Below are 23,379 nucleotides of genomic sequence, written 5' to 3' on the forward strand. Positions count from 1 at the left end.
CCTCTTGTGAAGACAATAGGGCCGACCTGTGACGGTCGGGGGGGTGATTAGATGAATACTGCGTTTCCGGCCGATTCACCGCACGTCGTAAATCAGCCACAGATCACTCGAACACGCCCAACTCGGCACGCAGGACGCCGACTTCGGTTGTGGGAGCGGTGCATACGAACCGCCGGCAGACATACGCGGCGGACCGCCCGCCGACCAGCGGACGGTCCGTCAGCAGCGGGAACCCGTCGCCGTCCGCGGGGCCGGACGCCACGACCGCGCCGGGTGCCGTCGCGAGCAGTGCCGTACGGTGCAACTCCCGTGCCGCGGGGTCCTCTTCCGGCCCGACGACGGCGATCTCGCGCGGCCCGTCGAGCAGCGCCTCGGCGACCGCGAGCCCCCAGCCGATGAAGCGCGGGGCGCGCGGTGCCAGCGACTTCACCACGCCCAACGCCCCTTCGGCGGCGGCGCGATGGGGTTCGGAGCCGGTGTGCGCGGCATAGGAGAGCAGGGCTCCGGCGGCGGCGGTCCAGCCGGACGGCGTCGCGTTGTCGGTCGGATCCTGGGGCCTGCGGATCAACTGTTCGGCGTCGTCGGCGGTATCGAACAGCGCGCCGTCCTCCGCGACGAATCGGTCGAGCACAATGTCCAGCAGGAATCCGGCGAATTCCAGCCAGGTTCCCTCGCCGGTGACCGCGGCGAGCGCCAGAAACCCCTCGGCCACATCCCCGTAGTCCTCCAGCACCCCGGCGTGCGCACCGGACCTGCCGTCCTTGGAGGTACGGACGAGGCGCGCGGTGCCGGGCGTGTCACCCAGATGCACCCGCACCAGCAGATCGGCGGCCTCCGTGGCCCGCTCCACCAGATCCGGCCGGTCGAAGTAGGCGCCGGTCTCGGCCAGCGCGGCGATCGCGAGCCCGTTCCAGGCGGCCACGATCTTGTCGTCCCGGCCGGGCCGGGGCCGCTCCTCACGCGCGGCGAGCAGCCGGGTCCGTACGGACTCGACCCGCGCGGCGTCCACCATCCCGCCGCCCTGCGGGAGTTGGAGCACCGAGGCGCCCTCCGCGCCCTCTTCGAAGGTGCCCTCGTCGGTCACCCCGTAGTACTGGGCGGCGAACTCGGCGTCCGGCCCGCCCAGCACCTCGCGCAGCTGCTCCGGGGTCCAGACGTAGTAGGCGCCCTCGGCATGCCGTCCGGTGCCGTCGTCGCTGTCCGCGTCCAGCGCGGAGGCGAACCCGCCCTCGTCGGTGCGCAGTTCGCGTACGAGGAAGTCCGCGGTCTCCACCGCGACCCGCCGGGCCAGATCGGATCCGGTGGCCCGCCACAGATGGGCGTAGACCCGGCACAGCAGCGCGTTGTCGTAGAGCATCTTCTCGAAGTGGGGCACGGTCCACTCACGGTCGACCGAATACCGCGCGAACCCGCCGCCGAGCTGGTCGTAGATCCCGCCTCGCGCCATCGCCTCACAGGTGTCGGCCGCCATCTGGAGCGCGCCCTCGGCGCCGGTACGGGCGTGGTGGCGCAGCAGGAACTCCACCACCATCGACGGCGGGAACTTGGGCGCCCCGCCGAACCCGCCGTGCCGCGCGTCGTACTCCCGGGTCAGCCCGAGCAGCGCCTGCGACAGCTCCGCCTCCCCCGGCACCCCTTCCCCGCCGCCGTGCGCGAGCGACCGCCCGGACAGCTCCCGTACGATCCGCCCCGCGACCTCCGCGACCTCCTCGCGCCGGTCGGTCCACGCGGCGCTGACACCCTCCAGGACCTGCGGGAAGGACGCCATGCCGTGCCGGGGCGCGGGCGGGAAGTACGTACCGAAGTAGAAGGGCTCCCCGTCCCCCGTCAGAAACACCGTCATGGGCCACCCGCCCTGCCCGGTGGCGGCCTGCACGGCCTCCATATAGACGGCGTCGACATCGGGCCGCTCCTCGCGGTCCACCTTGACGCAGACGAAGTGCCGGTTCATGTACTTCGCGGTCGTGGTGTCCTCGAAGCTCTCGTGCGCCATCACATGACACCAGTGACACGCCGAGTAGCCGACCGACAGCAGAACGGGCACATCACGCCGCCGTGCTTCCTCGAAAGCCTCCGGTCCCCATGGCCACCAGTCGACCGGATTGTCAGCGTGCTGAAGCAGATAAGGCGAGGTCGCACCAACCAACCGATTCACGGATCCAGCCTCTCACAAGGCCCGACCCCGGCCGTGGAACCCGCGCGCCTCCGTCCGCTTGTTCGCTACAGGGGCGGCTGGTTTCCCAGGTACCCGGCTTCGTCAGGGCGCAGAGCCTTCCGTCGGTTGCAGCCGGCGGTGCTGGTCGTGCCGTCGGGTCCGACCGCGGTCGTGCGCGCGGGACAGGCCCAGACGAAGTAGCGCTGCGCCGGGTGGCTGGTTGTCTGCCGGGACCTTGCAGGGCGCTGCTTGAACGGGATCGTGTACTTGCGCAGTTCGGCCTGGGCTCCGTGGTCGGGGCAGATGGGCGGGTGGAGCAGCAGGTCGGCGTTCTCGTGGTCAAGGATATGACGGGCGAAGCGACGTCCCCGGAACGGGACCATGATCTCCCGCCGGCCCCGACCGCCGGCTGCGTGGGACAAGGTGTTCAGGCTGCCGAGGAAGCAGAGCTGCTCGTCGATCACCAGGATCTTCTGGTGCATGTCCTTGATCTCCACCACGGTGTCGGCCACCGCCTTGAGTTCGGGCAGCCGACGCGCGGCGTCGGCCGCGGTTGCCGGATTCGCCAGCTGGCGCTGCAGCAGGCTGTCGCTCTCGTTGGTGACGAAGAGGTGGATCCGCACACCCCGGCGGCGCGCGTCGTGAAGCCGCGGGAGAACCTCCCACATGCGCTTGGTGTACCAGGGGGACCAGAGCCAGATGCTGTGGCGGGCCTGGTCGATGGCATCGAGGGCGTCGGGAAAGTAGGTGTCCTCGTCGTGGATGGCGGAGTACCGAACATGGCCTTCGAACGCCTGCCAGATCTCCTGCTGCAACGGGTTCAACCCCGGCGACTCGCCGGCGGACAGACCGAGGAGTTGATCGGAACGGACGCCGCGCACCAGTGCCTCGGGTTCCGTTCTGGCCATATCCCGCAACTGGGCCAGTACCGTTCCGCTCGCCGCTCTGGCCAGGGCGTCCCAGGCCGCGAGCACGTAGACACGTTGGCGGGCCCGCGTAGCACCCACGTTGAAGAGTCGGGCCCCGTCCCTGGGGAAGGGCCGCGCGTCCTTGAAGTCCCCGGCAGCAGCCCATCCTGGAAGCACGCCGTCCTCCACCAGGTCCAGGATGACCACGTCGAACTCCCGGCCCTGGAAGCGGTGCGCCGTACCCACCTCCACCACGGGGGTACGGAAGAGGCGGCCCTGGTCGTGGAGCCAGTCGTGCGTCACCTGGGCCTGCACCTTGTACGGCGTGACGATACCGACGCTCTCGCCCTCGTCGTGGTGGCGCTCTGCCAACGCGGTTGCCAGCAGACTGCCGGCCACCCACCAGCGGCCCGTTCCGCCCGGTGCCCGTCGCACGGCGGCGATTCCGTCATCTCCCTCACCGAGCCCGTCGGTGGTGACCAGGATGATCTCCGGGTCGAGGGCACGGTCCCTCACCGGACGGGCCGACCTGAGTGTGCCGCCGTAGGCGATCCGATTGACCAGATCGGTGGTGTCGGGTCCGAAACGGTGTGTGGTGAGCAGCGCCGCGCAGCCGGGGTGCGACAGAGCGTCGGCGGGTGTGCGGATGCCCACCAGCTCGAAGCAGTCCATGCGGATCCACCGCTCCAGCTCCGGCTGCTTCGGCACACGCTTGGGCATGACCGGGCCGAGTTGGCAGAAGTCGCCGAACAGGACGACGGTCTCCTTGGCCTTGGCGACCGCGACGATCAGTTCGGGCAGCAAGGCGGCACCGGCCTCGTCAACCAGTACGACGTCATAAGGCCCTTCGGCCACGGTCCGGTTGAGCCGCAGCCGGGCGAGCGTAGTGGCCACCACGCTCGCCCCGCGGATCAGCTCGGGCTCGGCCTGGGAGCGCCGACGCGCCAGCTCCCGCACGAGCCGCTCGTGTTCACGCTCCAACTCGCCCTGCCTGGAGAGCAGTCCGGCGCAGGAGGCCTGCAATGCGCGGAGCCGGACAGCCAGCCGAGGGAGTCCGGCGCGATCGGAGGTCGCCACCAGATCGGCGTCCCCGGGCTGGGGACGGTGGTCCTGCTGGGCCGTCCGCAGCCGGTGTCCGGCTGCCTCCGCCGTCTGCTGAGCGAGCGTGAGATCCCGGTCCACCTTGGCCTGGGCCATGGCGGTTGAATCGATCAGGGCCCGTTGCAGGCGCAGCGCGGTCTCATCTACGGGATGCGCCTCAGCTTGCGCACGGGCGATACGCCGACGCAAAACATCGTGGTGGGCGGAGTAGGTCTGAGCGGCATGGACGACCTGCTGCTGGAGGGCAACCCGACGTTGGATCTGCTCAGCTCGTTCGCGCTGGATCTCGCCACGCCGCCGTCTGGTCCGCAGGCGGCCCCGCCCGTCAAGTCCACGTTCCTCCGTGTCCAGAGCGGCCAGCGCGGCCTCGGCGTCGATCAGCGCCGCCCGCAGCTGCCGCAGGCTCTCCTCCCCCTTCTCGATCTCGGACAGCCACTGCGCCACCTGTTCCAGCAGGGCCCGCTGCCGCGCCCAGCTCTCCCAACGCCCCCGAGCCCCCTGATGCTCCCTGGAGGCATGACCGCTCCGGATCCGAGCATCCGCCTCGCCTGCTTCGGCCGCCTCCAGTTCGGTCGCGAGGCGCTCCACCAGGACACCGTGGGCAAGACGTGTCTTGGCCTGCTCGTATGTGTCGGGATCGAAACCGGCGAGTCGGGTCTCCGTCTCACGCAGTTCGGTCAGCGTTGGTTCGCTTGCCAGGGAGGCGAGTTGCTCGGCGATTCCTTCCACTGCCCGCTCGGCCTCCGCCACCCTTGCCCGCACCAGCAGGGGCAGCGAAACCCGCGGGTCCTCGGCGACGTGGCGGAGCGCGGGAGAGCCGACCCGGACCATCAACCCAGGCGGCAGCGACGAACGGCCCTTGAGCACGCCCTCCAACGCGTTGTCCACCGCCACGTTGGTGCCGGAGACCAGCAGAACGCGCTTGCCCCGCAGAGCCAGGTCGCTCAACGCTCGGGTCAGCACGGTCGTCTTCCCGGTGCCGGGCGGCCCCCAGACCAGTCGCAGGCCCGGAGATGTGCAGGCCAGATATGCCTGTGCCTGGCCGCCTTTCAGAACACCGCCGCAGGCCGAGGCCTCCGCGGGCGCAACCGCGTCGATCCGGCCGCCGACCAGCCGCTCCGCGAGTCCGGTGTCCGGCAAGGCCGCCAGCGCTTCGCGCAGCGAGCGAAGCAGGAAATCGGGCGGGCGCCGCACCGCCCACAGCGCCAATCCGCTCCGCGGTGCGTGGGCCGCCACCTGAAGTCGGACCCGCTCCGACTCGACCCGCCAGCCGAGGACGGTGAACGACCGACCCCGCCGATCGTCGGGCCCTGCCCCGGTCGCCAGCCGCATGTCCTGAAGGTCGTCCGGGTCGATCCGGCTCGCGTAGGTGGGCAGCCCGTACCAGCCGTCCTCCAAGTGGTGCACGTCCCCGACCCGCGTGTGCCTCGGAGATTCCGCGCGACCGCCGATGCGGCCCTCACCGGCCAGCACCTCGTCCACTGCCTGGACCAGCTGCTCCATCCATTGCGCCAATGTTCCCCCGCCTGGCCCACCTGGACTCAACAACGTCGGTTCCGTCGACTATCCCACGATCGCTCCCGCCGTGTGCCTGCGGCCGAGCACCTCCCCTGTCAACCTCTTGTCAATGCGGGCAACCGCCAGAACCAAAAATCCTCACGTTGTAATAGATGCTGTCTTACACTGAGAGAATGAAGCCAACGAGAGCCGGGACCACCGAAAACATTTCCGTGTCCATGCCTACAGAGCTGATCACTGAGCTCCGCTCTCGAACAGGTCGTCGCGGGCTGTCCAGCTACATCACCGAGGCTGTCAGGCACCAGCTCGCCATGGACGGGCTCGCCGAGATCGTCACGTCACACGAAGAGGAACACGGCGCGCTCACGGAGCAGGAGATCGAAGCCGCTCGTCGCGAACTCTTCGGGGAAGAGAATGCCCGGGAGATCGAACGGGGCGCTGCGTGAAGGAGCAGCCGGCCCGCTCTCTGGTGCTCGACTCCGAGGCACTCTCCCTGCTCCTGCGCAACGACCGCAGGATGGCAGCTCGCATCGAGGTATCCCGGCAGGCCGGAGTCCCCGTCCTCTTGTCCGTGCTGACCATCGTTGAAGCAGCACAGGTGAAGACCGATCTGGCGCGCTTGAAGTGGGTGCTCTCCCGGCTGCGGGTGGAACAAGTCAGCCAGGAAGACTCCCTGACCGCAGTGACGCTACTTCGGGACGCAGGTGGGCTGCACGGACACAAGTACGCCATCGACGCTCTCGTCGCCGCGCTCGCGCTCCGAGCCCCGGCCCCCGTGATCGTCCTGACCTCCGACCGTGACGACTGGTCGAAGCTTTGCGGAGACCGCGTGATCATCAGAGAGGTGTGAGGCCGCGGACCACTCGGTTTGCGAGTTCAGTGGCACCAGTGACAACTGCTTCACCCGGCACTCAGCAGCACCGGCACATCCCGCTCGCCCCGGCCGGGGGGACGGCGACGGCGGGTGCGAGGTGATCCGGGGCGGTCGGCGAGCTCCCCTCGCGTTCGCAGGCCGCGCACAGGACAATGTCCCTCCACCCAGTGCTTGCGGAGGGGGGCGCTTATGCGGGAGAGCCACCGGGCCGAAGCCGAGCGGTTGTTGGTGCGCGCCGCCGTGGAACCGCTGATCCGCGAGTCGCTCGAACTGGCCGCGACGGAGGGAGACTTCCTCTGGCCGGAGACCGAGGCGGTCGGAGGCTGGTGGAACCGGCGGTTCAGCCCGGAGATCGACCTGATCGGCGCGGACCGCGCGCCCGTGGCCGGATCGCTGTTCTTCGCCGGCTCCGTCAAATGGCTGGCCACCCCGTTCGACCAGCACGACCTCGCCACGCTGGAACAGGGCGCGGTGCGGGTGCCCGGCTTCACCCCGGGCACCGCCGGTCTCGTCGTCGCCACCCGCTCCGGAGCGACGGCCGGTATCACCCCGGACCGTGTCGGGCTGCTCTGGGGCCCCCGGGACATCGTCACCGCCTGGCCGGCGTGACCATACGGTCGGCGTGACCATTCGCGTACGCGCGAGCGGTACCGGTCGCACGGCGGAAGGGCCCTTGTTCGTACGTCCCGCATACGTTGCGCTCGTACGGCCCGCGCACGAGACCCGGGCGTCCCCCGCCCGGACGCCGAGGGACCCCGGCCGCCCCTCGGGGCGGCCGGTCGGCGGCAGACGCGCTACTCGCCGTGCGGCGTCTTCGGCGGAGCCGCGGCCGGGGTCTTCTCCGGCTCCGGGGTCTCCTCGAAGTTGACCATGCTCATGTGACGGTTCATCGACTTCATCAGCAGCCACACGCCGCCCGCCATCACCGCGAACACGATGAACCCGAGCACACCGGGCGTCACCTTGTTCTCGTCCAGCTCCTTGGCGAGCGGAAGCATGTGCGTCATTGCCTGGGTCGCATACATATCAGGCATTGTCGCGGATGCCCGCGAAGAGGTCGCTCTCGGGGAGGGACGTATCGACGTGGGACTTCGCCAGCTCGTACTCCTCGGTCGGCCAGACCTCGCGCTGGATGTCCATCGGCACCCGGAACCAGCCCCCGTCGGGGTCGATCTGCGTGGCGTGCGCGATCAGCGCCTTGTCCCGGATCTCGTAGAAGTCCGCGCACGGGACGTGCGTGGTCAGCGTCCGCTCGTCGCGCTCGAACTCCTTCCAGCGCTTGAGCCAGTCCCCGTACGGCGACTCAAGACCGCGCGCCAGCAGCGCCTCGTGCAGCGCGACCGTACGCGGCCGGTTGAAGCCCTGGTTGTAGTAGAGCTTCTGCGGCTGCCAGACCGGACCGAACTCGTCCTCCGGGTACTTCTCCTTGTCCGCCGCCGCCTCGAACGCCACCATCGAGATCTTGTGGGTCATGATGTGGTCGGGGTGCGGATACCCGCCGTTCTCGTCGTACGTCGTGATGACCTGCGGCCGGAACGAGCGGATCAGCCGCACCAGCCGGCCGGCCGCCTCGTCGACGTCCTCCAGCGCGAAGCAGCCCTCGGGCAGCGGCGGCAGCGGGTCGCCCTCGGGCAGCCCGGAGTCGACATAGCCCAGCCACTCCTGCTCGACGCCGAGGATCTGGCGCGCCTCCTCCATCTCCTTCTTACGGACCTCGTGGATGTGCTCCTCGATATAGGCGTCACCCTGGAGCTTGGGGTTGAGGATGGAGCCGCGCTCGCCACCCGTGCAGGTCACGACCAGCACGTCCACCCCCTCGGACACGTACTTGGCCATGGTGGCCGCGCCCTTGCTCGACTCGTCGTCGGGGTGGGCGTGAACGGCCATCAGCCGTAGCTGCTCAGTCAAGACTCGATCCTCAGTGATTCGTCGCATCGGACGGCTTCTATAGTGACGGATACCCGGGGGCGGAAATTCCGGCCGCCCGACGCGGAAAGGGACGATCATGGCTGTGGTGCGCGAGCAGCTTCCCCCCGGTCGTTACGGCCGCTCGGCGGACGAGCACGCGGACCACCGGCTGCGGATCGTCGGCGCCGTCCTCGGCGCCGTGGTGATCGCCCTGATCGGCTGGTTCGGCTATCACTATGTGGTCGATCGCAGTGTCTCCGGGGAACTCATCAAGTTCAAGGTGGTTTCCGCCACCTCTGTCGAGGTCCATCTGGAGGTCCGCAAGGACCGGGACGCCGGCGGGAGCTGTACGCTGCGCTCCCTCGCGGAGAACGGCGCCGAGGTGGGCCGCAAGGACGTGCGCTTCGGCCCCGGCGAGACCAGGATCGACCAGGTCGTCACCGTGCGTACGACGGCGACCGCGACCAGCGCGGAGCTGCTGGACTGTACGTCGGACTGAGTTCCGCGTCACGACGTCGGACCGGGTTCGGCGTCACGCCGGACCGATTCCGTGGCGGACTGCTTCCGCTCGGACCGGCTCCCCGGGCACCGGACCCGCCGTGTGTCCCGCCCCGCGTCTCGGCGCTGACCTGCGCCGACGTAATTCTGATGGCTTTCGTCCTCCCCCTCGCGCCACGAAATTGTTAGGCTCGTGGTTTCGCCCGACCGAGAAGGAAACATTCTTCTGGGTAGGGCGTTGCTTTGTATTCCCGGTACCTACGAGGAGCACCTGTGACCCAGACCAGCGAAAACGTCACCTGGCTCACCCAGGAGGCGTACAACCAGCTCAAGGCCGAGCTGGAGTACCTGTCTGGTCCCGCCCGCACCGAGATCGCCATGAAGATCGCGGCGGCCCGTGAGGAGGGCGACCTCCGGGAGAACGGCGGGTACCACGCGGCCAAGGAGGAGCAGGGCAAGCAGGAGCTCCGGGTACGCCAGCTCACCCAGCTCCTGCAGAACGCGAAGGTCGGCGAGGCCCCCGCGGACGACGGCGTCGTCGAGCCCGGCATGGTCGTGACGATCGCCTTCGACGGTGATCCCGACGACACCCTGGACTTCCTGCTGGCCTCCCGCGAGTACGCCAGCTCGGAGATCGAGACCTACTCGCCGCAGTCCCCGCTGGGCAGCGGTGTCAAGGGCAAGAAGGTCGGCGACACCGCGGAGTACGAACTGCCCAACGGCAAGAAGGCCTCCGTGAAGATCCTGGACGCCAAGCCGTACCAGGGCTGAGGCACCAGGCCTGAGGCACCAGGCCTGAGCGCCACAACAGCCCCCGGCCCATGAGAGCCGGGGGCTGTTTCCGTACGGCGTACGCGTCGTCTCAGACGGCAGGGACCTCAGGCCCTCAGGTCCTCAGGCCGTCGCCGAGCGGTATTTCCGTACCGCCAGCGTCCGGAACACCACGATGATCAGCACCGACCAGATCAACGAGGCCAGGACCGGATGCTCCATGGGCCAGGCCGTGGACTCCGAGACCCCCGGGTTGCCGAACAGCACCCGGCAGGCCTGCACCGTCGCGCTGAACGGATTCCACTCGGCGATGTGCCGCAGCCACGCCGTCATCCCGCTGGTGTCCACGAAGGCGTTCGAGATGAAGGTCACCGGGAAGAGCCAGATCAGCCCGCCCGAGGTGGCGGCCTCCGGGGTACGGACGGACAGCCCGATCAGCGCGCCGATCCAGGAGAAGGCGTAACCGAGCAGGAGCAGCAGCCCGAACGCGCCGAGCGCCTTCGGCACACCCTCGTTGATGCGCCAGCCGACGAGCACGGCGACGACCGCGAGCACCACCACGGTGAGCGCGGTCTGCACCAGGTCGGCGAGCGTACGGCCGGTGAGGACCGCGCCACGCGCCATGGGCAGCGAGCGGAACCGGTCGATGAGGCCCTTGTGCATGTCGTCGGCGATTCCGGCGCCCGCGCCCGCCGTGGCGAAGGTCACGGTCTGGGCGAAGATCCCGGCCATCAGGAAGTTGCGGTAGACATCGGCGTCGACGCTGCCGCCCACCTGGAGTGAGCCGCCGAACACATAGCTGAACATCACCACGAACATGATCGGCTGGATGAGCCCGAAGAGGACGACCTCGGGAATCCTGGTCATCCGGATCAGATTGCGGCGGGCGACGACCAGCGAGTCGGTGGCCGACTGGACGATCCCGCCGCGCGGGCGAGGGGCCGCGGTCGGTGCGGCTTCCGTGGTGACGGTCACTTCCCGGCCTCCTTCGTGGTCGTGACGCTCTTGGCCGCCTTGGCGGCCCTGCCGGTGCCGGTGGTTCCGGTGGTTCCGGCGGATCCGGCGGTGCCGGGGTTCTCCTCGCCGTCGGTCACCGCGTCCTCGGCCGCGTGCCCGGTCAGGGAGATGAAGACGTCGTCGAGGGTGGGGCGGCGCAGACCGATGTCGTCGATCTCGACCCCGCGGGTGTCCAGCTCCCTGATGACCTCGGCGAGCAGCTTGGCGCCACCGGTGACCGGGACCGTCAGCTTGCGGGTGTGCTCGTCGACCGTGACCGTCGTCTCGCCGCCCTTGCCGAATGCCGCGAGCACGGTGCGCGCGGTGCCGATCAGGTCGCGCTCGTGCACGACGACCTCGACGCGCTCACCGCCCGTACGGGCCTTGAGCTGGTCGGCGGTGCCACGGGCGATGACCCGGCCGTGGTCCACGACACAGATGTCATGGGCCAGATGGTCGGCCTCCTCCAGATACTGCGTGGTGAGCAGCAGGGTCGTACCGCCGGCCACCAGCTCCTGGATGATCCCCCAGAGCTGCTGCCGGTTGCGCGGGTCGAGGCCGGTCGTCGGTTCGTCCATGAACATCACGGGCGGGGAGACGACGAGCGCGGCGGCGAGGTCGAGCCGGCGGCGCATACCGCCGGAGTAGGTCTTCGCGGTGCGGTCCGCCGCCTCGGAGAGATTGAAGCGCTCCAGCAGCTCGTCCGCGCGGGCCTTCGCCGCCCGGGAACTCATCTGGTAGAGCTGGCCGACCATCCGCAGATTCTCGCGGCCGGTCAGATACTCGTCGACCGCCGCGAACTGGCCGGAGAGGCCGATGGAGCGGCGGACCTCGTTGGGGTGCTTGAGGACGTCGATGCCCGCGACCACGGCCTTGCCGCTGTCGGGCTGGAGCAGGGTGGTCAGTACCCGCACGGCGGTGGTCTTGCCGGCGCCGTTGGGTCCGAGGAGCCCCAGGACCGTGCCTTCGGGAACATCGAGATCGACGCCGTCCAGAGCCCTTACATCGCCGAAGGTCTTCACCAGGCCTTCGGCGTAGATGGCGCCTGGCATGAAGTTTCTCCAGTGGATCGCTGTCGGTGCTTCTGCTTATGCAGAGCTTAGGTTCGCTGGTCGTCCCATGCCCGAGCATTGCCGGAGTACGGTCGTGGCACGCCAGGACCGGAACACTAACGCGATACATCGCGACTCACAAGAGGATTGCGTAACCCGCCGTCCGCAGCGCCGCCTCGACCTCCGCGCAGTGCTCCGGACCCTTGGTCTCCAGATGCACCTCCACGTCCGCCTCCGCCAGCCCGAGCCGCGGATCGGTCCGCACATGGCTCACATCGAGCACATTGGCGTCGGCCACCGACAGCACGGTGAGCATGGTCGCGAGCGCGCCCGGCCGGTCCGTCACCCGTACCCGCAGACTCAGATACCGCCCGGCGGCGGCCATCCCGTGCCGCAGGACGCGCTGCATCAGCACCGGGTCCACATTGCCGCCGGAGAGCACCGCCACCACCGGCCCTTGGAAGGCCCCCGGATCGCTGAGCAGCGCGGCCACGGGGCTCGCCCCCGCGGGCTCCACGACCAGCTTCGCCCGTTCCAGACAGAGCAGCAGCGCGCTCGACAGCTCGTCCTCGGAGACCGTGCGGACCTCGTCGACCAGCTCCTGGACGATCTGGAACGGTATGTCGCCGGGGCGGCCCACCTTGATGCCGTCCGCCATCGTCTGCGGGGTCTCGACCGACATCGGCCGGCCCGCGCGCAGCGAGGGGGGATACGCGGCGGCACCCTCCGCCTGCACCCCGATCACCCGCACCTCGGGGCGTACGGACTTCACGGCGAGGGCGATCCCCGCGGCGAGCCCGCCGCCGCCGATCCCCACGACGACCGTCCGTACCTCCGGGCACTGCTCCAGGATCTCCAGCCCGACCGTGCCCTGTCCGGCGATGACGTCCGGGTGGTCGAAGGGGTGGATGAAGACCGCGCCGGTGTCCCTGGCGTACTCCTGCGCGGCGGCCAGGGTCTCGTCCACCACCTGTCCGTGCAGCCGGACCTCGGCGCCGTAGTCACGGGTGGCCGCGATCTTGGGCAGGGGCGCCGCGAGCGGCATGAACACCGTCGACCGCACCCCGAGAAGGGTGGAGGCGAGCGCGACGCCCTGGGCGTGGTTGCCCGCGCTGGCGGCGACGACACCCGCCGCGCGCTCCTCCGGGGAGAGACCCGCGATCCGCACATAGGCGCCGCGCAGCTTGAACGAACCGGTCCGCTGGAGGTTCTCGCACTTGAGATGGACGGGGGCGCCGACGAGCCGGCTCAGATATCTGCTGCCCTCCATCGCGGTCGTCCTCGCGACGCCGGAGAGCATCTTCTGCGCCCCTCTGATGTCATCGAGGATCAGGGGACGCACGGGGCGCGACGTACCGAAGCTCATGGATGTCAGTCTCGCAGCTCACCGGGTCGGCGGCTGTCCATGACCGCCGACCGTGAATCCCTGCCCATGGGTTTGCGCAGCCCGGGTACGGGCGGGGTCATCCACGCGTACTCTGTCCCCCACCAACCGACCCCCGCACCAGAGAGCCCCCAGCCATGCCCCCCATTCAGGACATGACTTCCGCTGCGTCGGCCTCCAGGGAGATGGCCTCCGAACCTTTGGGTGACGCCGGCCTCCTCGATGCACTCCAGCACCAGGTGGCCGTCTTCGCCCGGCGGGCCGAACAGACCCGGCTCGGCGGTGTCGGCCAGGTCCGCAACTCCATGGACCGCGCCGCGTATCTGCTGCTCAACCGGCTCGACCAGGAGGGCCCGATGGGTGTCAAGGCCCTGGCCGCGGGCATGGGCATCGACTCCTCCACGGTCACCCGGCAGGTGGCACCGCTGGTGGACACCGGCCTTGTCAAACGTACTTCGCACCCGGAGGACGGCCGTGCGGTCGTGCTCCAGCTCTCGGCGCGCGGACTGGCCAGGCTGGAGGAGGTCCGCTCGTCGCGGCGCGAACTGATGGCACAGGTCACGGGCGGCTGGACGGCCGACGAACGGAAGTCCTTCACCACACTGCTGACCCGGTTCAACGGGGCGCTGTCGGCGCGGGCGGCCGGACTGCCGCAGGGCGAGGGCGATTCGGACGGCCGGGACGCGGCCGGGGACTCATAGCCCGTCCCGGGGGCGGCGCTTGACCGGCCGGGGGCGGCATGTGACCGGCCGGGGGCGGTATTTGACCGGCCCGCCCGTGGCCGCCCCCGGCGGCCGGGAATCGTGACCGGCCCGCTCATGGCCGCCGGCTCATGGCCGACCCGGTCATGACCGGCCGCTCCGGCCGACCCGCTCATGACCGGCCTGTGCTTGAAAGGCACTCTTGACCGTGGCCCGCCGACGCGCGTCTATTGAGGACGTGCGAGAGCGGCGGACTGCCACTGATCGCCGCCGCGCCCTGGAGTTCGAGGCGTTCGCCGCGGGTGCGGGCGGCCGGCTGCTGCATGCGGCGGCGCTGCTCACGGGCGAGCCCCCGGACGCGGCGCCGCGCGCCCAGCGTCTGCTGATCGCCGCGCTGGCCCGTACGTACGCGGACTGGGACCGGCTGCGCGGCGAGGACCCGTACGACCACACCCGCCAGGATCTCGCCCTCCGCTTCGCCCGCACCGCCTGGCACCCCCGCCGGCGCCGCCCCATGACGGGTCTCCTGGCCCGGCTGGGTCCGCAGGAGCGGGTCGTACTGGTCCTGCGGCTGTACGAGGGCGTGGCCGAGGAGCAGACGGCGGCCCTGATCGGCCTCCCGGTGGAGCGCGTCCACACGATCTGCGCACGCGCGATGAGAACGTTGCGGCAGAAGACCGTCCGCCGCCCGGCGCCCGGCCCCCGCGCGGTGGGCGCGGTGGGCGCGGTGGGTCCCCTCGCAGGGGGTTCCCTCGCAGGGAGTCCCCTCGGAGGGGCCGTGCCACCGCGGGAGGCGCGGTCATGAGCGGGTACGAGCACCGCGACCGCAAGTCCGCCGAGGTACGGCGCATGCTGGAGGCGGGCCGGCCCGCCGTGCCCGGCGATCTCGTACCGCGCGCCACCGAACTCGGCGTACGGCTGCTGCACCGCCGCCGCGCCGTGCACCGGGTGCTGTGGACGCTGCTGTTCGTCGCCGTGGTCGTCTTCACGGTCTGGGCGTCCGTGGCCCACCCGTGGACCGTGCCGCCCGTCGAGACGACTCCGCCGCTGGAGTGGTAGAGCGCTGGAGTGGTAGGGCGCTGGAGGGTGGAGCGAAAGACCCTGCTCGGACAGGGCCTTTCGAAACACTCCCCGGACACTCCCTAGCTAGCTCAGCGCCTGCTGGAGGTCCGCCAGCAGATCGTCTCCCGACTCGATGCCCACCGACAGCCTGACCAGGTCGGACGGCACCTCCAGCGCCGAGCCCGCCGCCGACGCGTGGGTCATCCGGCCGGGGTGCTCGATCAGCGACTCGACGCCGCCCAGGGACTCGCCCAGCGTGAAGAGCTTCGCGCGGTCGCAGACCGCCACCGCCGCCTCCTCCCCGCCGTCGACCCGGAAGGAGATCATCCCGCCGAACGCCTTCATCTGCTTGGCGGCGACCTCGTGGCCGGGGTGGTCGGGCAGGCCCGGGTAGAGGACCTTCGAGACCCGGGGGTGCTTGGTGAGCATCTCCGCGATCCGCGTCGCGTTCTCGCAGTGGCGGTCCATCCGCACGGCGAGCGTCTTGATGCCCCGCAGCACCAGCCACGCGTCGAACGGCCCGGCGACGGCGCCCATCGCGTTCTGGTGGTAGATCAGTTCGTCCGCCAGCTCGGTGTCGTCGACGATCAGCGCGCCGCCCACCACGTCCGAGTGACCGCCCATGTACTTGGTCGTCGAGTGGACGACCACATCCGCGCCCAGCGCCAGCGGCTGCTGGAGATACGGACTGGCGAAGGTGTTGTCGACGACAAGCCTCGCCCCGGCCGAACGCGCGATCCCGGCCAGACCCGCGATGTCGGTGATGTTGAGGAGCGGGTTCGACGGGGTCTCGACCCAGATGACCTTCGTACGAGGCGTGAGCGCGGCCCGTACCGCCGCCGGGTCGGAGGTGTGGGCGACCGAGAAGTCCACACCCCAGCGCGAGAGGACCTTCGCGAAGAGCCGGAAGGTGCCGCCGTAGGCGTCGTCCGGGATCACGACATGGTCGCCGGGCGCCAGCAGCGTACGGAGGAGGCAGTCCTCGGCCGCGAGACCCGACGCGAAGGCGAGTCCGCGCCGGCCGCCCTCCAGCGCCGCGAGGTTCTCCTCCAGCGCGGTACGGGTGGGGTTGGCGCTGCGGCTGTACTCGTAACCGCCGCGCAGCCCGCCCACTCCGTCCTGCTTGTAGGTGGAGACCTGGTAGATCGGCGGCACGACCGCGCCGGTGAGGGGGTCGGCGGTGTTGCCCGCGTGGATGGCGAGAGTCTCGAAGCGATGGTGCTCGTGCGGGAACTCGTGCTCGTGCTCGCCGGGGTACTGCTCGCTGGTGTGCTGGTGGCTCATGAGGCCCGAGCGTAGCGCCGGTCGCGGAGCACCGGGCACACGCGCGGCGCGGCGGCCGGGGTGACCGGCCGGGGTGACCCGACGGGCGGCCGGCCGGGGCGGGCGGCCGGGCTCGGTGGCCGAGCACGGTGACCGGGCACGGTGGCCGACGGAGGTGGCCGGACAGAGGGGCCCGACCGGGGGCGGCCCCGGAGGGCCGGACAGGCGTGCGCACCGGGCGGGTACGCGCCGTGCGGCGTCCGGGACAATGGGGCCATGGAGATTCTCTGGTTCCTGATCGCGACGGGCCTGCTGGCCGCGGTCATCGGCCCGTACGTCATGCGCCGCCGCGGCGGTATCCGCCAGGTCGCCCCCGGTTCGCCCGACGCCGCCGATCCGGCCGCGTACGGTTTCGTGCTCCAGGAGGAGCTGGACATCCGGCTGCCCGGCCCGGACCAGGATCTCCTCGACGTGCTCGATGTCGTCCAGCACACCCAGGACTGGCGGGCCGCCGCGCAGTTGCTCGCGGGCACCGGCAAGGACGGCGAGGTGCGCTGGCAGCGCGTCCAGGCGTTCGCCGGAGCGGCCTCGCTGGAGCTCCAGCGGCGGCCCGGCGTCGGCGGCGCCTGGCTGCGGGCCTGGCGCTCCGACGCGCCGAAGGACGCGGGCGGCGCCGCGGTGCACGCGGAGTTCCTGGTGCAGCAGGCCTGGCGGTCCTCGGCCGCCGGGACCGACGACTTCCGGATCATCCTGGAGGAGGCCCGTACGGTCTGCGGCGAGGCGGCCCTGCTGGCGCCCGGCGACCCGGTGCCGTACATCACCGAGCTGGCCGTGGCCCGCGGGCTCGCCTATCCGCACGAGCGGTTCGACCAGCTCTGGGCGAAGGTGATCGACCGCGCCCCGGCGCACATGGGCGCGCATCTCGCCGCGCTGCACTACTGGTGCGAGAAGTGGCACGGTTCGCGCGAGGAGGCCGACCACTTCGCGACGACGGCCGCGGCGCGCGCCCCGCGGGGCTCACTGCTGGCGGCGCTGCCGCTGTTCGCGGTGTACGAGCATCTGCCCGAGGTCAATCTGGTGCAGGGCTTCTACCAGAGCGCGGTGGTGGGCAAGGCGGTGGAGGGCGCGCTCTTCGCGGTGCACGCGGCACGGCCCGACGACCCGATGCTCGCGCATGCACGGCATCTGCTGATCCTCTTCCTCGTACGGCAGGAGCGCTGGGCGGAGGCGATGAACCAGCTCGTACAGGTGGACGGGCATGTCGGGGCGCTGCCGTGGACGCTCGAAGGAGACCCGGCGCAGGTGTACGCGGTGTACCGGGCGCTGGCGGTGGCGGGGTACGAGGCGAACGGCGGAAACCCGGCGACGCTGCCGCGGTAGGCCCTGCCGTCCACCGCGCCATCCGCCGTCGACCGGCGTTCACCGCCGCCGTATTCACTTTGCCGCGCCGACCTGTGGTGCGACATACTCCCGGTCCCCCCACGCAACACTGTCATGCTCATTTTCCTGTGGGGGGAATCTGTCCGATGGGCGCAACTCTGCGCGCTCTGCGCGCCCTCGTCCTGCTGACCGGCTTCTATCTGTTCGGGCTCATCCTGCTCGGGGCCCTCGCCGCCCTCGACTGGGCCGCGACGCTCTGGGCCCCGGCCTCCGTGTACGGGAAGCTCTACATCATCACCGCGCTCCTCGCGATCCCGGTCGTCCGCGGCATGTTCCTGCTCCGTACGCCGAAGAACGAGGACGTCGCCGGTCTGCCGGTCACGGAGGCGCGGGAGCCCCGGCTCTGGGCGACCGTACGTACCCTCGCCGAGCAGGTCGGCACACGGGCGCCCGACGAGATCGTCCTCGTCGGCGAGACGAACGCGGCGGTCAGCGAGGACTCCCGCTGCCTGGGTCTGGTCGGCGGCAGGCGCCGGCTCTTCCTCGGGCTGCCGCTGATGGCCGGGCTGACGGAGGCTCAGCTACGGGCCGTACTCGCCCATGAACTCGGCCACTACAGCAACGCGGACACCCGGCTCGCGGCGATCACCGTACGCGGCCGGTTCCAAGTGCTGCGTACCGTCGCCCACTTCGAGGAGCGGGCGGGGAGGACCGCCGCCAAGGAGCGGGCGAGGCAGGAGAAGAAGGCGGCCAAGGCGCTGGCCAAGGGCAAGAAGGCCAAGGAGGTCGACACCTGGGGCGCGGGCGTCACCTACCGCACGATGGCCAGGCTCTACACGGCGTACGCGAAGCTCTACGTCCGCGCCACCGAGTCGGGTTCGCGCCGCCAGGAACTGGCGGCCGATCTGGCCGCCGCCCGGATCGCCGGGCGTGACGCGACGGCCTCGGCGCTGCGCGAGATCCCGGTGCTCGACGCCACGCACGAGTTCTACATGCGGTCGTACGCGACGCTCGGCGTCGGCGCGGGACTGCTGCCGCCTCGGGGCGAGGTGTTCGGCGGTATCCGGCATCTGCTGGCCGCGCGCCATGAGGAGCTGGACACGATGCGGCGCGAGCTGCCGACGGAGACGTCGTCGCCGTACGACTCGCACCCGCCGATCGCCGAGCGGGTCGCCAGGATCGAGGCGCTGCCCGACGACGGGCGCGCCTCGGAACCGACGCGTCCGTCGCTCGGCCTGCTGAGCTCGCCCGAGGAGGCCCTCGCCGCGCTCGAACAGGTGGTGCTCACGCCCGAGGCGCTGGCGATGCAGCGGGCGGAGTGGCCGCAGCTCGTGCACGAGTCGATGGCGGTGTACGCGGACCGCCTGGCGGAGCCGCTGCGGGAGGCGATGGCGGCGGTGGCGGTGCCGAGCGCGGTTGCGGCACGGCCGTCTGTGTCCGCGTCCCCGTCCGCGTCCCCATCCTTGTCCCCCTCTTCGTCCTCGTCCCCATCCTCGTCCTCCCCTTCGTCCTCGCTGTCCGCGCTGCTGGACGTGATCGACGGGGGCGCGCTGTGGGAGGTGGCCGACCGGCTGCCGAAGTCCGAGCAGGCGCGGGCGGCGACGGGCCGTGTGGCGCGCGAGTTCGCCCGCCCGGCGCTGCGCCGGGGCCTGTCGCACCTGGTGACGAGCGACCTGATCCGGCGCGGCCGGGCGCACTGGCAGCTCTCATGGACGGAGTCCGCGCGGTTGCGGATGCCGGCGGGCTACGAGGAGTCGCTGCCGGCGGCGCTGGACGCGGCGGTGGCGGACGCACCGGACACGGCGCCGCTGCGGAAGCTGCTGGCGTCCTGAGGCGCCTCAAGGCACGTCGAGCGCCTCAAGGCACGTCGAGCGTCCTGAGGTCTCAAGGCACGTCGAGCGTCCTGACCGTCCTGAGGCGCCTTGAGGCGCGCTGAGCGTCTTGGGGCGCCTTGAGGCGTCCGGTCGGCGTCCGGTCGGCGCCCCGGTCCTTCCGCGCCCCGTCCGCCCCGTCCTTCCGCATCCCTGGTTCCCCATCCTCGTCATCCCCGTCGCTGTCCCCGTAGCCATCTCCATCCCCATCCCTTTGATCGGATTCCCATGGTCCGCCTGCTCCCCGTGATCTTTGCGACGATCGCCGTCTACTACTGGTTCAAGACGCGCCGCGCCGGCTCCCCCGTCCCGCCCGCCACCGTCAAACCGTCCGCCCGCTCCGCCGAACTCGGCTTCCTGCCCGTGGAACAGCTCGACGACGACCACTGCGCACCGCCCGCGCCCGAACTGCTGCGCGCGCTCGCCGGTGTCCGGTCCGGCGACTGGCGGCCCGCCGCCGAACTCCTCGCGGCCGTCGGTACGGACTGGGAGAGACGCTCGATGTACGCGTTCGACCTCGGTACCCTCGCGGCCAAGGACGACGGCTGGCTCCTCACCTGGGAGAAGACCCGCCCGGCCGATCCGGACGCGGCCATCGTCCGGGCCCGGAGCACCGTGAGCCTCGCGTGGGAGCTGCGGGGCGCGGCCCGCGCCGTCCGTACGAGCCGTGAGCAGTTCGACGGCTTCCACCGCACGCTGTCCCGCTCGCGCGGTGAGCTGGCCCGCGCCGCGGAGCTCAATCCGCAGGACCCGACCCCGTATCTCACCGAGATCTGGACCGCGCTCGGCCTCGGCTATCCGGACGAGGAGATGCACCGGCTCTGGGCGGAGGTGACGGCCCGCGCCCCGCACCACTACGAGGCCCACTTCAGCGCCCTCCAGTACTGGTGCGCGAAGTGGCGCGGCTCGGACGAGCAGGCCCACGATTTCGCGGCGCGCGCGGCGGAGGGCGCCGCACCCGGGACGCTGATGACGGCGTTCCCGCTGATCGTCTTCTTCGAGGCGCACCTGGACGAGCCGGCGAAGCCGTCGACGTACCGCGGTCCGGAGCTGACCTCTCTGGTGGACGCGGCCCTGGCCGACGCGGCGGCGGCCGACGAGAGCCATCCGCGCCTGCCGGAGCTGCGGCATCTGCTCGCGTACTTCCTGGTCAAGCAGCGCAGGTACGAGGCGGCGGTGGAGCAGTTCCGGCTGGTGGACGGCTATGTGGACGCGCTGCCGTGGCGCTACTACAACAGCAAGGAGCTCTATGCGGCGCACCGGGAGGAGGCGGTCCGCAAGTCGAGGTGAGGCGGGCGCGGGCCCGGTCCGGACGGCTTTACGGAATGTCCGAGGGGGCCGGTACGTTGGAGAGAGCAGGACCCCACAGCCGAGGAGACCTGAGATGTTCCTGACCCGCCGCACCCCCGAGCTCCCCACCCCGGAGCAGACCCTGCCCGGCCGCCCCGAGCGCGATTTCCCGGTGCCCTCCCGCCACACGGTCCTCGGCAACCCGCTGCTCGGTCCGTACCCGGAGGGCCTGGAGGTCGCCGACTTCGGTATGGGCTGTTTCTGGGGCGCCGAGCGCACGTTCTGGCAGAAGGACGGCGTCTGGACGACGCTCGTCGGCTACCAGGGCGGCACGACACCGAACCCGAGCTACGAAGAGGTCTGCTCCGGCCTCACGGGCCACACGGAAGCGGTCCGCGTGGTCTACGACCCCAAGGTCATCTCGTACGCCGAGCTGCTGAAGCTCTTCTGGGAGTCCCACAACCCCACCCAGGGCTTCCGCCAGGGCAATGACGTGGGCACCCAGTACCGCTCGGCGGTCTACACCCACTCCCCCGCCCAGGCCGAAGCCGCGGACACCTCCCGCGACGCCTACCAGCAGGTCCTGAAGGACTCCGGCTACGGCACGATCACCACGGAGATCCTCCCCTCGACGGGCCGCACCTTCTATCCGGCCGAGGCATATCACCAGCAGTACTTGGACAAAAATCCGGCGGGCTACTGCGGGATCGGCGGCACGGGCGTCTCCTGCCCGATCGGCGTGGCCAAGACCACCGGCTGAGCCCCGGCCGAGCCGACTGGGCCCGACTGAGCCGGCGGCAGACAGCATCGGGCTGTGCCGCCGGCCAGTGGTGTGTCAGGAGACGCGGTCCGCGAGCCCGGCGGGCAGCAGGTGGACGCCTGCCTTGTCCGTGCTGAGGCACAGCGAGCAGACCATCGCGTCATGCGTAAGGCAGGCGGCCACGTCGGGGCGTTCGAACTCCTGGTGGCATACGTGGCACTCGTACGGCACCGCGCTCGGGTTGCCGTCGGCGTCGAGCAGCGGTTCGTCGATACCGTCGTCGGTGCGCCGCAGGTAGTAACGGCCCTTGGTGACGATCGCCATCAGCGGGGTGAGAACGAACGCGATCAGGGCGGCGGCGACCGCCGAGTACGGTTGCAGCGCGTCGCCCAGGACATGGAAGTACATGGCGATGGACAGCCCCGAGGCGGCGGTGAAGGCCACGACACCGACCGGGTTGACCGCGTACAGCATCCCCCTGCGGAACTCCGGTATGAGCGGGGAGAGTTTGAGCAGGTACTTGTTGACCATGATGTCGGTGGCGACGGTCACCACCCAGGCGATCGCGCAGTTGGAGTAGAACCCCAGGATGCTGTTGAGGAAGCTGAACATGTCCGCTTCCATCAGGATCAGCGCGAACAGCAGATTGACCAGGACGAAAACCATCCGGCCCGGATAGTGCTTGGTGACGCGCGTGACGGAGTTGGTCCACGCGAGCGAGCCCGAGTAGGCGTTGGTGACGTTGATCTTGATCTGGCTGATCACGACGAGGACCACCGCCAGCGGAACGACCAGCCAGGACGGCATCATCGCGTCGAAGGCGCCCCGGAACTGCTGGATGGGCTCGGTGGCGGCGGCCGGTCCCACCTCGGAGAGGACGTAGACGGCGAGGAACACCCCCATGGCCTGCTTGAGCGCCCCGAGGACCACCCAGCCGGGACCTGCCATGATCACGGCCGTCCACCAGGTACGGCGGTTCGCCTCGGTCTTGGGCGGCATGAAGCGCAAGTAGTCGATCTGCTCACCGATCTGCGCGATCAGCGAGAGGCACACGCCCGCGCCCAGCAGCACCGAGGCCGTGTTGACGGCCCCCTCGCCGTCGGTGCCCGCGTACGAGAGCCAGCGGTCCACCGTGCCGGGGTCGGTGGCGATCAGATAGATGAGCGGTCCCGCCATCAGCAGAAGCCAGATGGGCGTCGTCCAGACCTGGAGCTTGCTGAGCGCCTTCATCCCGTAGATGACCAGGGGAATCACCATGAGCGTGGAGACCAGATAGCCCGCCCACAGGGGCAGGCCCAGCCCCAGTTTCAGCCCCTGCGCCATGATCGAGCCTTCGAGGGCGAAGAAGATGAAGGTGAAGCTGGCGAAGATGACGCTGGTCAGTACGGACCCGTAGTAGCCGAATCCGGAACCACGGGTGATCAGGTCCAGGTCGATGTTGTACCGGGCCCCGTAGTACGCGAGCGGGAAGCCGGTGACGAAGATGACGGCCGCCGCGAGAGCGATCGCGGCCAGCGCGTTACCGGTGCCGTGGGTGAAGCCGATGCCGGCGCCGATGGAGAAGTCGGCGAGGTACGCGATACCGCCCAGCGCGGTGGTCGCCACGACCATGGGCGTCCAGCGGCGGTAACTGCGGGGCGCGAAGCGGAGGGTGTAGTCCTCCAGAGTCTCGCTGGCGGCGGGCCCGGCAGCCCCCGTGGGACCCGTGAGATCTTCGGGCCCGGCCGACCCCGCCGGACCTACCGGCCCCGCCGGACCGGTCCCTGTCTCCGGCGCCGGGGGCTCCTGACCGCTGCCGGGCGCCATCAGTTGTGGCTCGCTGCTCATGCCGCGCCTCCTGGGGAGAGTGAGGTGGGACTGTTCAGGGCGATGCTCGTCACCGGCCGG

Annotated in this window: 21 protein-coding genes; 12 read left to right on the forward strand and 9 right to left on the reverse strand. The window is 70.4% G+C overall.

The features are described from left to right. Positions 1-103: 103 nt before the first annotated feature. Together OG214_RS14560 and OG214_RS14565 are read right to left on the reverse strand one after the other, a co-directional pair. Positions 104-2,155 (reverse strand): thioredoxin domain-containing protein, encoded by a 2,052-nt coding sequence (locus OG214_RS14560; RefSeq protein ID WP_363081444.1) that lies wholly within the window; start codon positions 2,153-2,155, stop codon positions 104-106. A gap of 65 nt (positions 2,156-2,220) precedes the next feature. After that, the gene (locus OG214_RS14565) at positions 2,221-5,667 is read right to left on the reverse strand and encodes an AAA domain-containing protein (RefSeq protein ID WP_405984976.1); all 3,447 of its coding nucleotides are present in this window, start codon (positions 5,665-5,667) and stop codon (positions 2,221-2,223) included. 188 nt (positions 5,668-5,855) lie between these two features. Between OG214_RS14565 and OG214_RS14570 the strand changes: the two genes are divergently transcribed. The 3 genes from OG214_RS14570 (at position 5,856) to OG214_RS14580 (ending at position 7,165) form a co-directional block, all read left to right on the forward strand. Then, on the forward strand, positions 5,856-6,128 hold the full coding sequence (locus OG214_RS14570; protein ID WP_363081448.1) for a hypothetical protein: 273 nt from the start codon (positions 5,856-5,858) through the stop codon (positions 6,126-6,128). Then, entirely contained in the window at positions 6,125-6,532 is a 408-nt protein-coding gene (locus tag OG214_RS14575) for a PIN domain-containing protein (RefSeq protein ID WP_405984977.1), read from the forward strand. The genes OG214_RS14570 and OG214_RS14575 overlap by 4 nt, the downstream gene beginning before the upstream one ends. 213 nt (positions 6,533-6,745) lie before the next feature. Beyond that, on the forward strand, positions 6,746-7,165 hold the full coding sequence (locus tag OG214_RS14580; RefSeq protein ID WP_363081451.1) for a hypothetical protein: 420 nt from the start codon (positions 6,746-6,748) through the stop codon (positions 7,163-7,165). Between the two features lie 185 nt (positions 7,166-7,350). Here the strand turns inward: OG214_RS14580 and OG214_RS14585 are convergent, their stop codons facing one another. Together OG214_RS14585 and mca are read right to left on the reverse strand one after the other, a co-directional pair. After that, positions 7,351-7,590, reverse strand: coding sequence for a hypothetical protein (locus OG214_RS14585; protein WP_405984978.1), 240 nt, complete (start codon positions 7,588-7,590; stop codon positions 7,351-7,353). Next, positions 7,583-8,464, reverse strand: coding sequence for a mycothiol conjugate amidase Mca (gene mca, locus OG214_RS14590; RefSeq protein WP_363081453.1), 882 nt, complete (start codon positions 8,462-8,464; stop codon positions 7,583-7,585). The genes OG214_RS14585 and mca overlap by 8 nt, the downstream gene beginning before the upstream one ends. Positions 8,465-8,561: 97 nt before the next feature. Here mca and OG214_RS14595 point away from each other — a divergent pair, with 97 nt between their 5' ends. After that, on the forward strand, positions 8,562-8,963 hold the full coding sequence (locus OG214_RS14595; RefSeq protein WP_363081454.1) for a DUF4307 domain-containing protein: 402 nt from the start codon (positions 8,562-8,564) through the stop codon (positions 8,961-8,963). A gap of 272 nt (positions 8,964-9,235) precedes the next feature. Then, complete coding sequence (greA, locus tag OG214_RS14600; protein ID WP_363081455.1) at positions 9,236-9,733, forward strand: transcription elongation factor GreA; 498 nt, start codon at positions 9,236-9,238, stop codon at positions 9,731-9,733. 123 nt (positions 9,734-9,856) lie between these two features. On the opposite strand, the gene OG214_RS14605 is transcribed toward greA, so the two are convergent. The 3 genes from OG214_RS14605 to ilvA all read right to left on the reverse strand — a co-directional run bounded on the left by OG214_RS14605 (position 9,857) and on the right by ilvA (position 13,147). Then, positions 9,857-10,708 (reverse strand): ABC transporter permease, encoded by an 852-nt coding sequence (locus OG214_RS14605; protein WP_405984979.1) that lies wholly within the window; start codon positions 10,706-10,708, stop codon positions 9,857-9,859. Then, a complete protein-coding gene (locus OG214_RS14610; RefSeq protein ID WP_405984980.1) occupies positions 10,705-11,781 on the reverse strand; it encodes an ATP-binding cassette domain-containing protein in 1,077 nt (358 codons plus the stop codon). Before OG214_RS14610 ends, OG214_RS14605 begins: the two co-directional genes overlap by 4 nt. 136 nt (positions 11,782-11,917) lie before the next feature. Next, entirely contained in the window at positions 11,918-13,147 is a 1,230-nt protein-coding gene (gene ilvA / locus OG214_RS14615; protein ID WP_405984981.1) for a threonine ammonia-lyase, read from the reverse strand. A gap of 155 nt (positions 13,148-13,302) precedes the next feature. Between ilvA and OG214_RS14620 the strand changes: the two genes are divergently transcribed. The 3 genes from OG214_RS14620 (at position 13,303) to OG214_RS14630 (ending at position 14,925) form a co-directional block, all read left to right on the forward strand. After that, positions 13,303-13,866, forward strand: a complete 564-nt coding sequence (locus OG214_RS14620; RefSeq protein WP_405984982.1) for a MarR family winged helix-turn-helix transcriptional regulator — start codon at positions 13,303-13,305, stop codon at positions 13,864-13,866. Positions 13,867-14,104: 238 nt separating this feature from the next. Further along, positions 14,105-14,671 (forward strand): sigma factor-like helix-turn-helix DNA-binding protein, encoded by a 567-nt coding sequence (locus OG214_RS14625; RefSeq protein ID WP_405984983.1) that lies wholly within the window; start codon positions 14,105-14,107, stop codon positions 14,669-14,671. Then, positions 14,668-14,925 (forward strand): hypothetical protein, encoded by a 258-nt coding sequence (locus OG214_RS14630; RefSeq protein WP_363081989.1) that lies wholly within the window; start codon positions 14,668-14,670, stop codon positions 14,923-14,925. Before OG214_RS14625 ends, OG214_RS14630 begins: the two co-directional genes overlap by 4 nt. Before the next feature lie 87 nt (positions 14,926-15,012). Here OG214_RS14630 and OG214_RS14635 read toward each other — a convergent pair whose 3' ends face one another. Beyond that, complete coding sequence (locus tag OG214_RS14635; protein WP_405984984.1) at positions 15,013-16,212, reverse strand: cystathionine gamma-synthase; 1,200 nt, start codon at positions 16,210-16,212, stop codon at positions 15,013-15,015. Positions 16,213-16,467: 255 nt separating this feature from the next. On the opposite strand from OG214_RS14635, the gene OG214_RS14640 reads away from it, so the two are divergent. The 4 genes from OG214_RS14640 (at position 16,468) to msrA (ending at position 21,492) form a co-directional block, all read left to right on the forward strand. Beyond that, entirely contained in the window at positions 16,468-17,571 is a 1,104-nt protein-coding gene (locus tag OG214_RS14640) for a hypothetical protein (RefSeq protein WP_363081991.1), read from the forward strand. Between the two features lie 146 nt (positions 17,572-17,717). Further along, positions 17,718-19,403, forward strand: a complete 1,686-nt coding sequence (locus OG214_RS14645; RefSeq protein WP_405984985.1) for a M48 family metalloprotease — start codon at positions 17,718-17,720, stop codon at positions 19,401-19,403. A 285-nt stretch (positions 19,404-19,688) separates the two neighbouring features. After that, a complete protein-coding gene (locus tag OG214_RS14650) occupies positions 19,689-20,732 on the forward strand; it encodes a hypothetical protein (RefSeq protein ID WP_405984986.1) in 1,044 nt (347 codons plus the stop codon). Positions 20,733-20,826: 94 nt separating this feature from the next. Then, positions 20,827-21,492: a peptide-methionine (S)-S-oxide reductase MsrA gene (gene msrA, locus OG214_RS14655; protein WP_363081994.1), complete on the forward strand. Its 666-nt coding sequence runs from the start codon at positions 20,827-20,829 to the stop codon at positions 21,490-21,492. 75 nt (positions 21,493-21,567) lie between these two features. Here the strand turns inward: msrA and OG214_RS14660 are convergent, their stop codons facing one another. Next, entirely contained in the window at positions 21,568-23,298 is a 1,731-nt protein-coding gene (locus OG214_RS14660) for an allantoin permease (protein WP_405987506.1), read from the reverse strand. Between the last annotated feature and the right edge of the window lie 81 nt (positions 23,299-23,379).

Origin of the sequence: Streptomyces sp. NBC_00872, from assembly GCF_045161915.1 — a bacterium.
Taxonomy (GTDB): Bacteria; Actinomycetota; Actinomycetes; order Streptomycetales; family Streptomycetaceae; genus Streptomyces.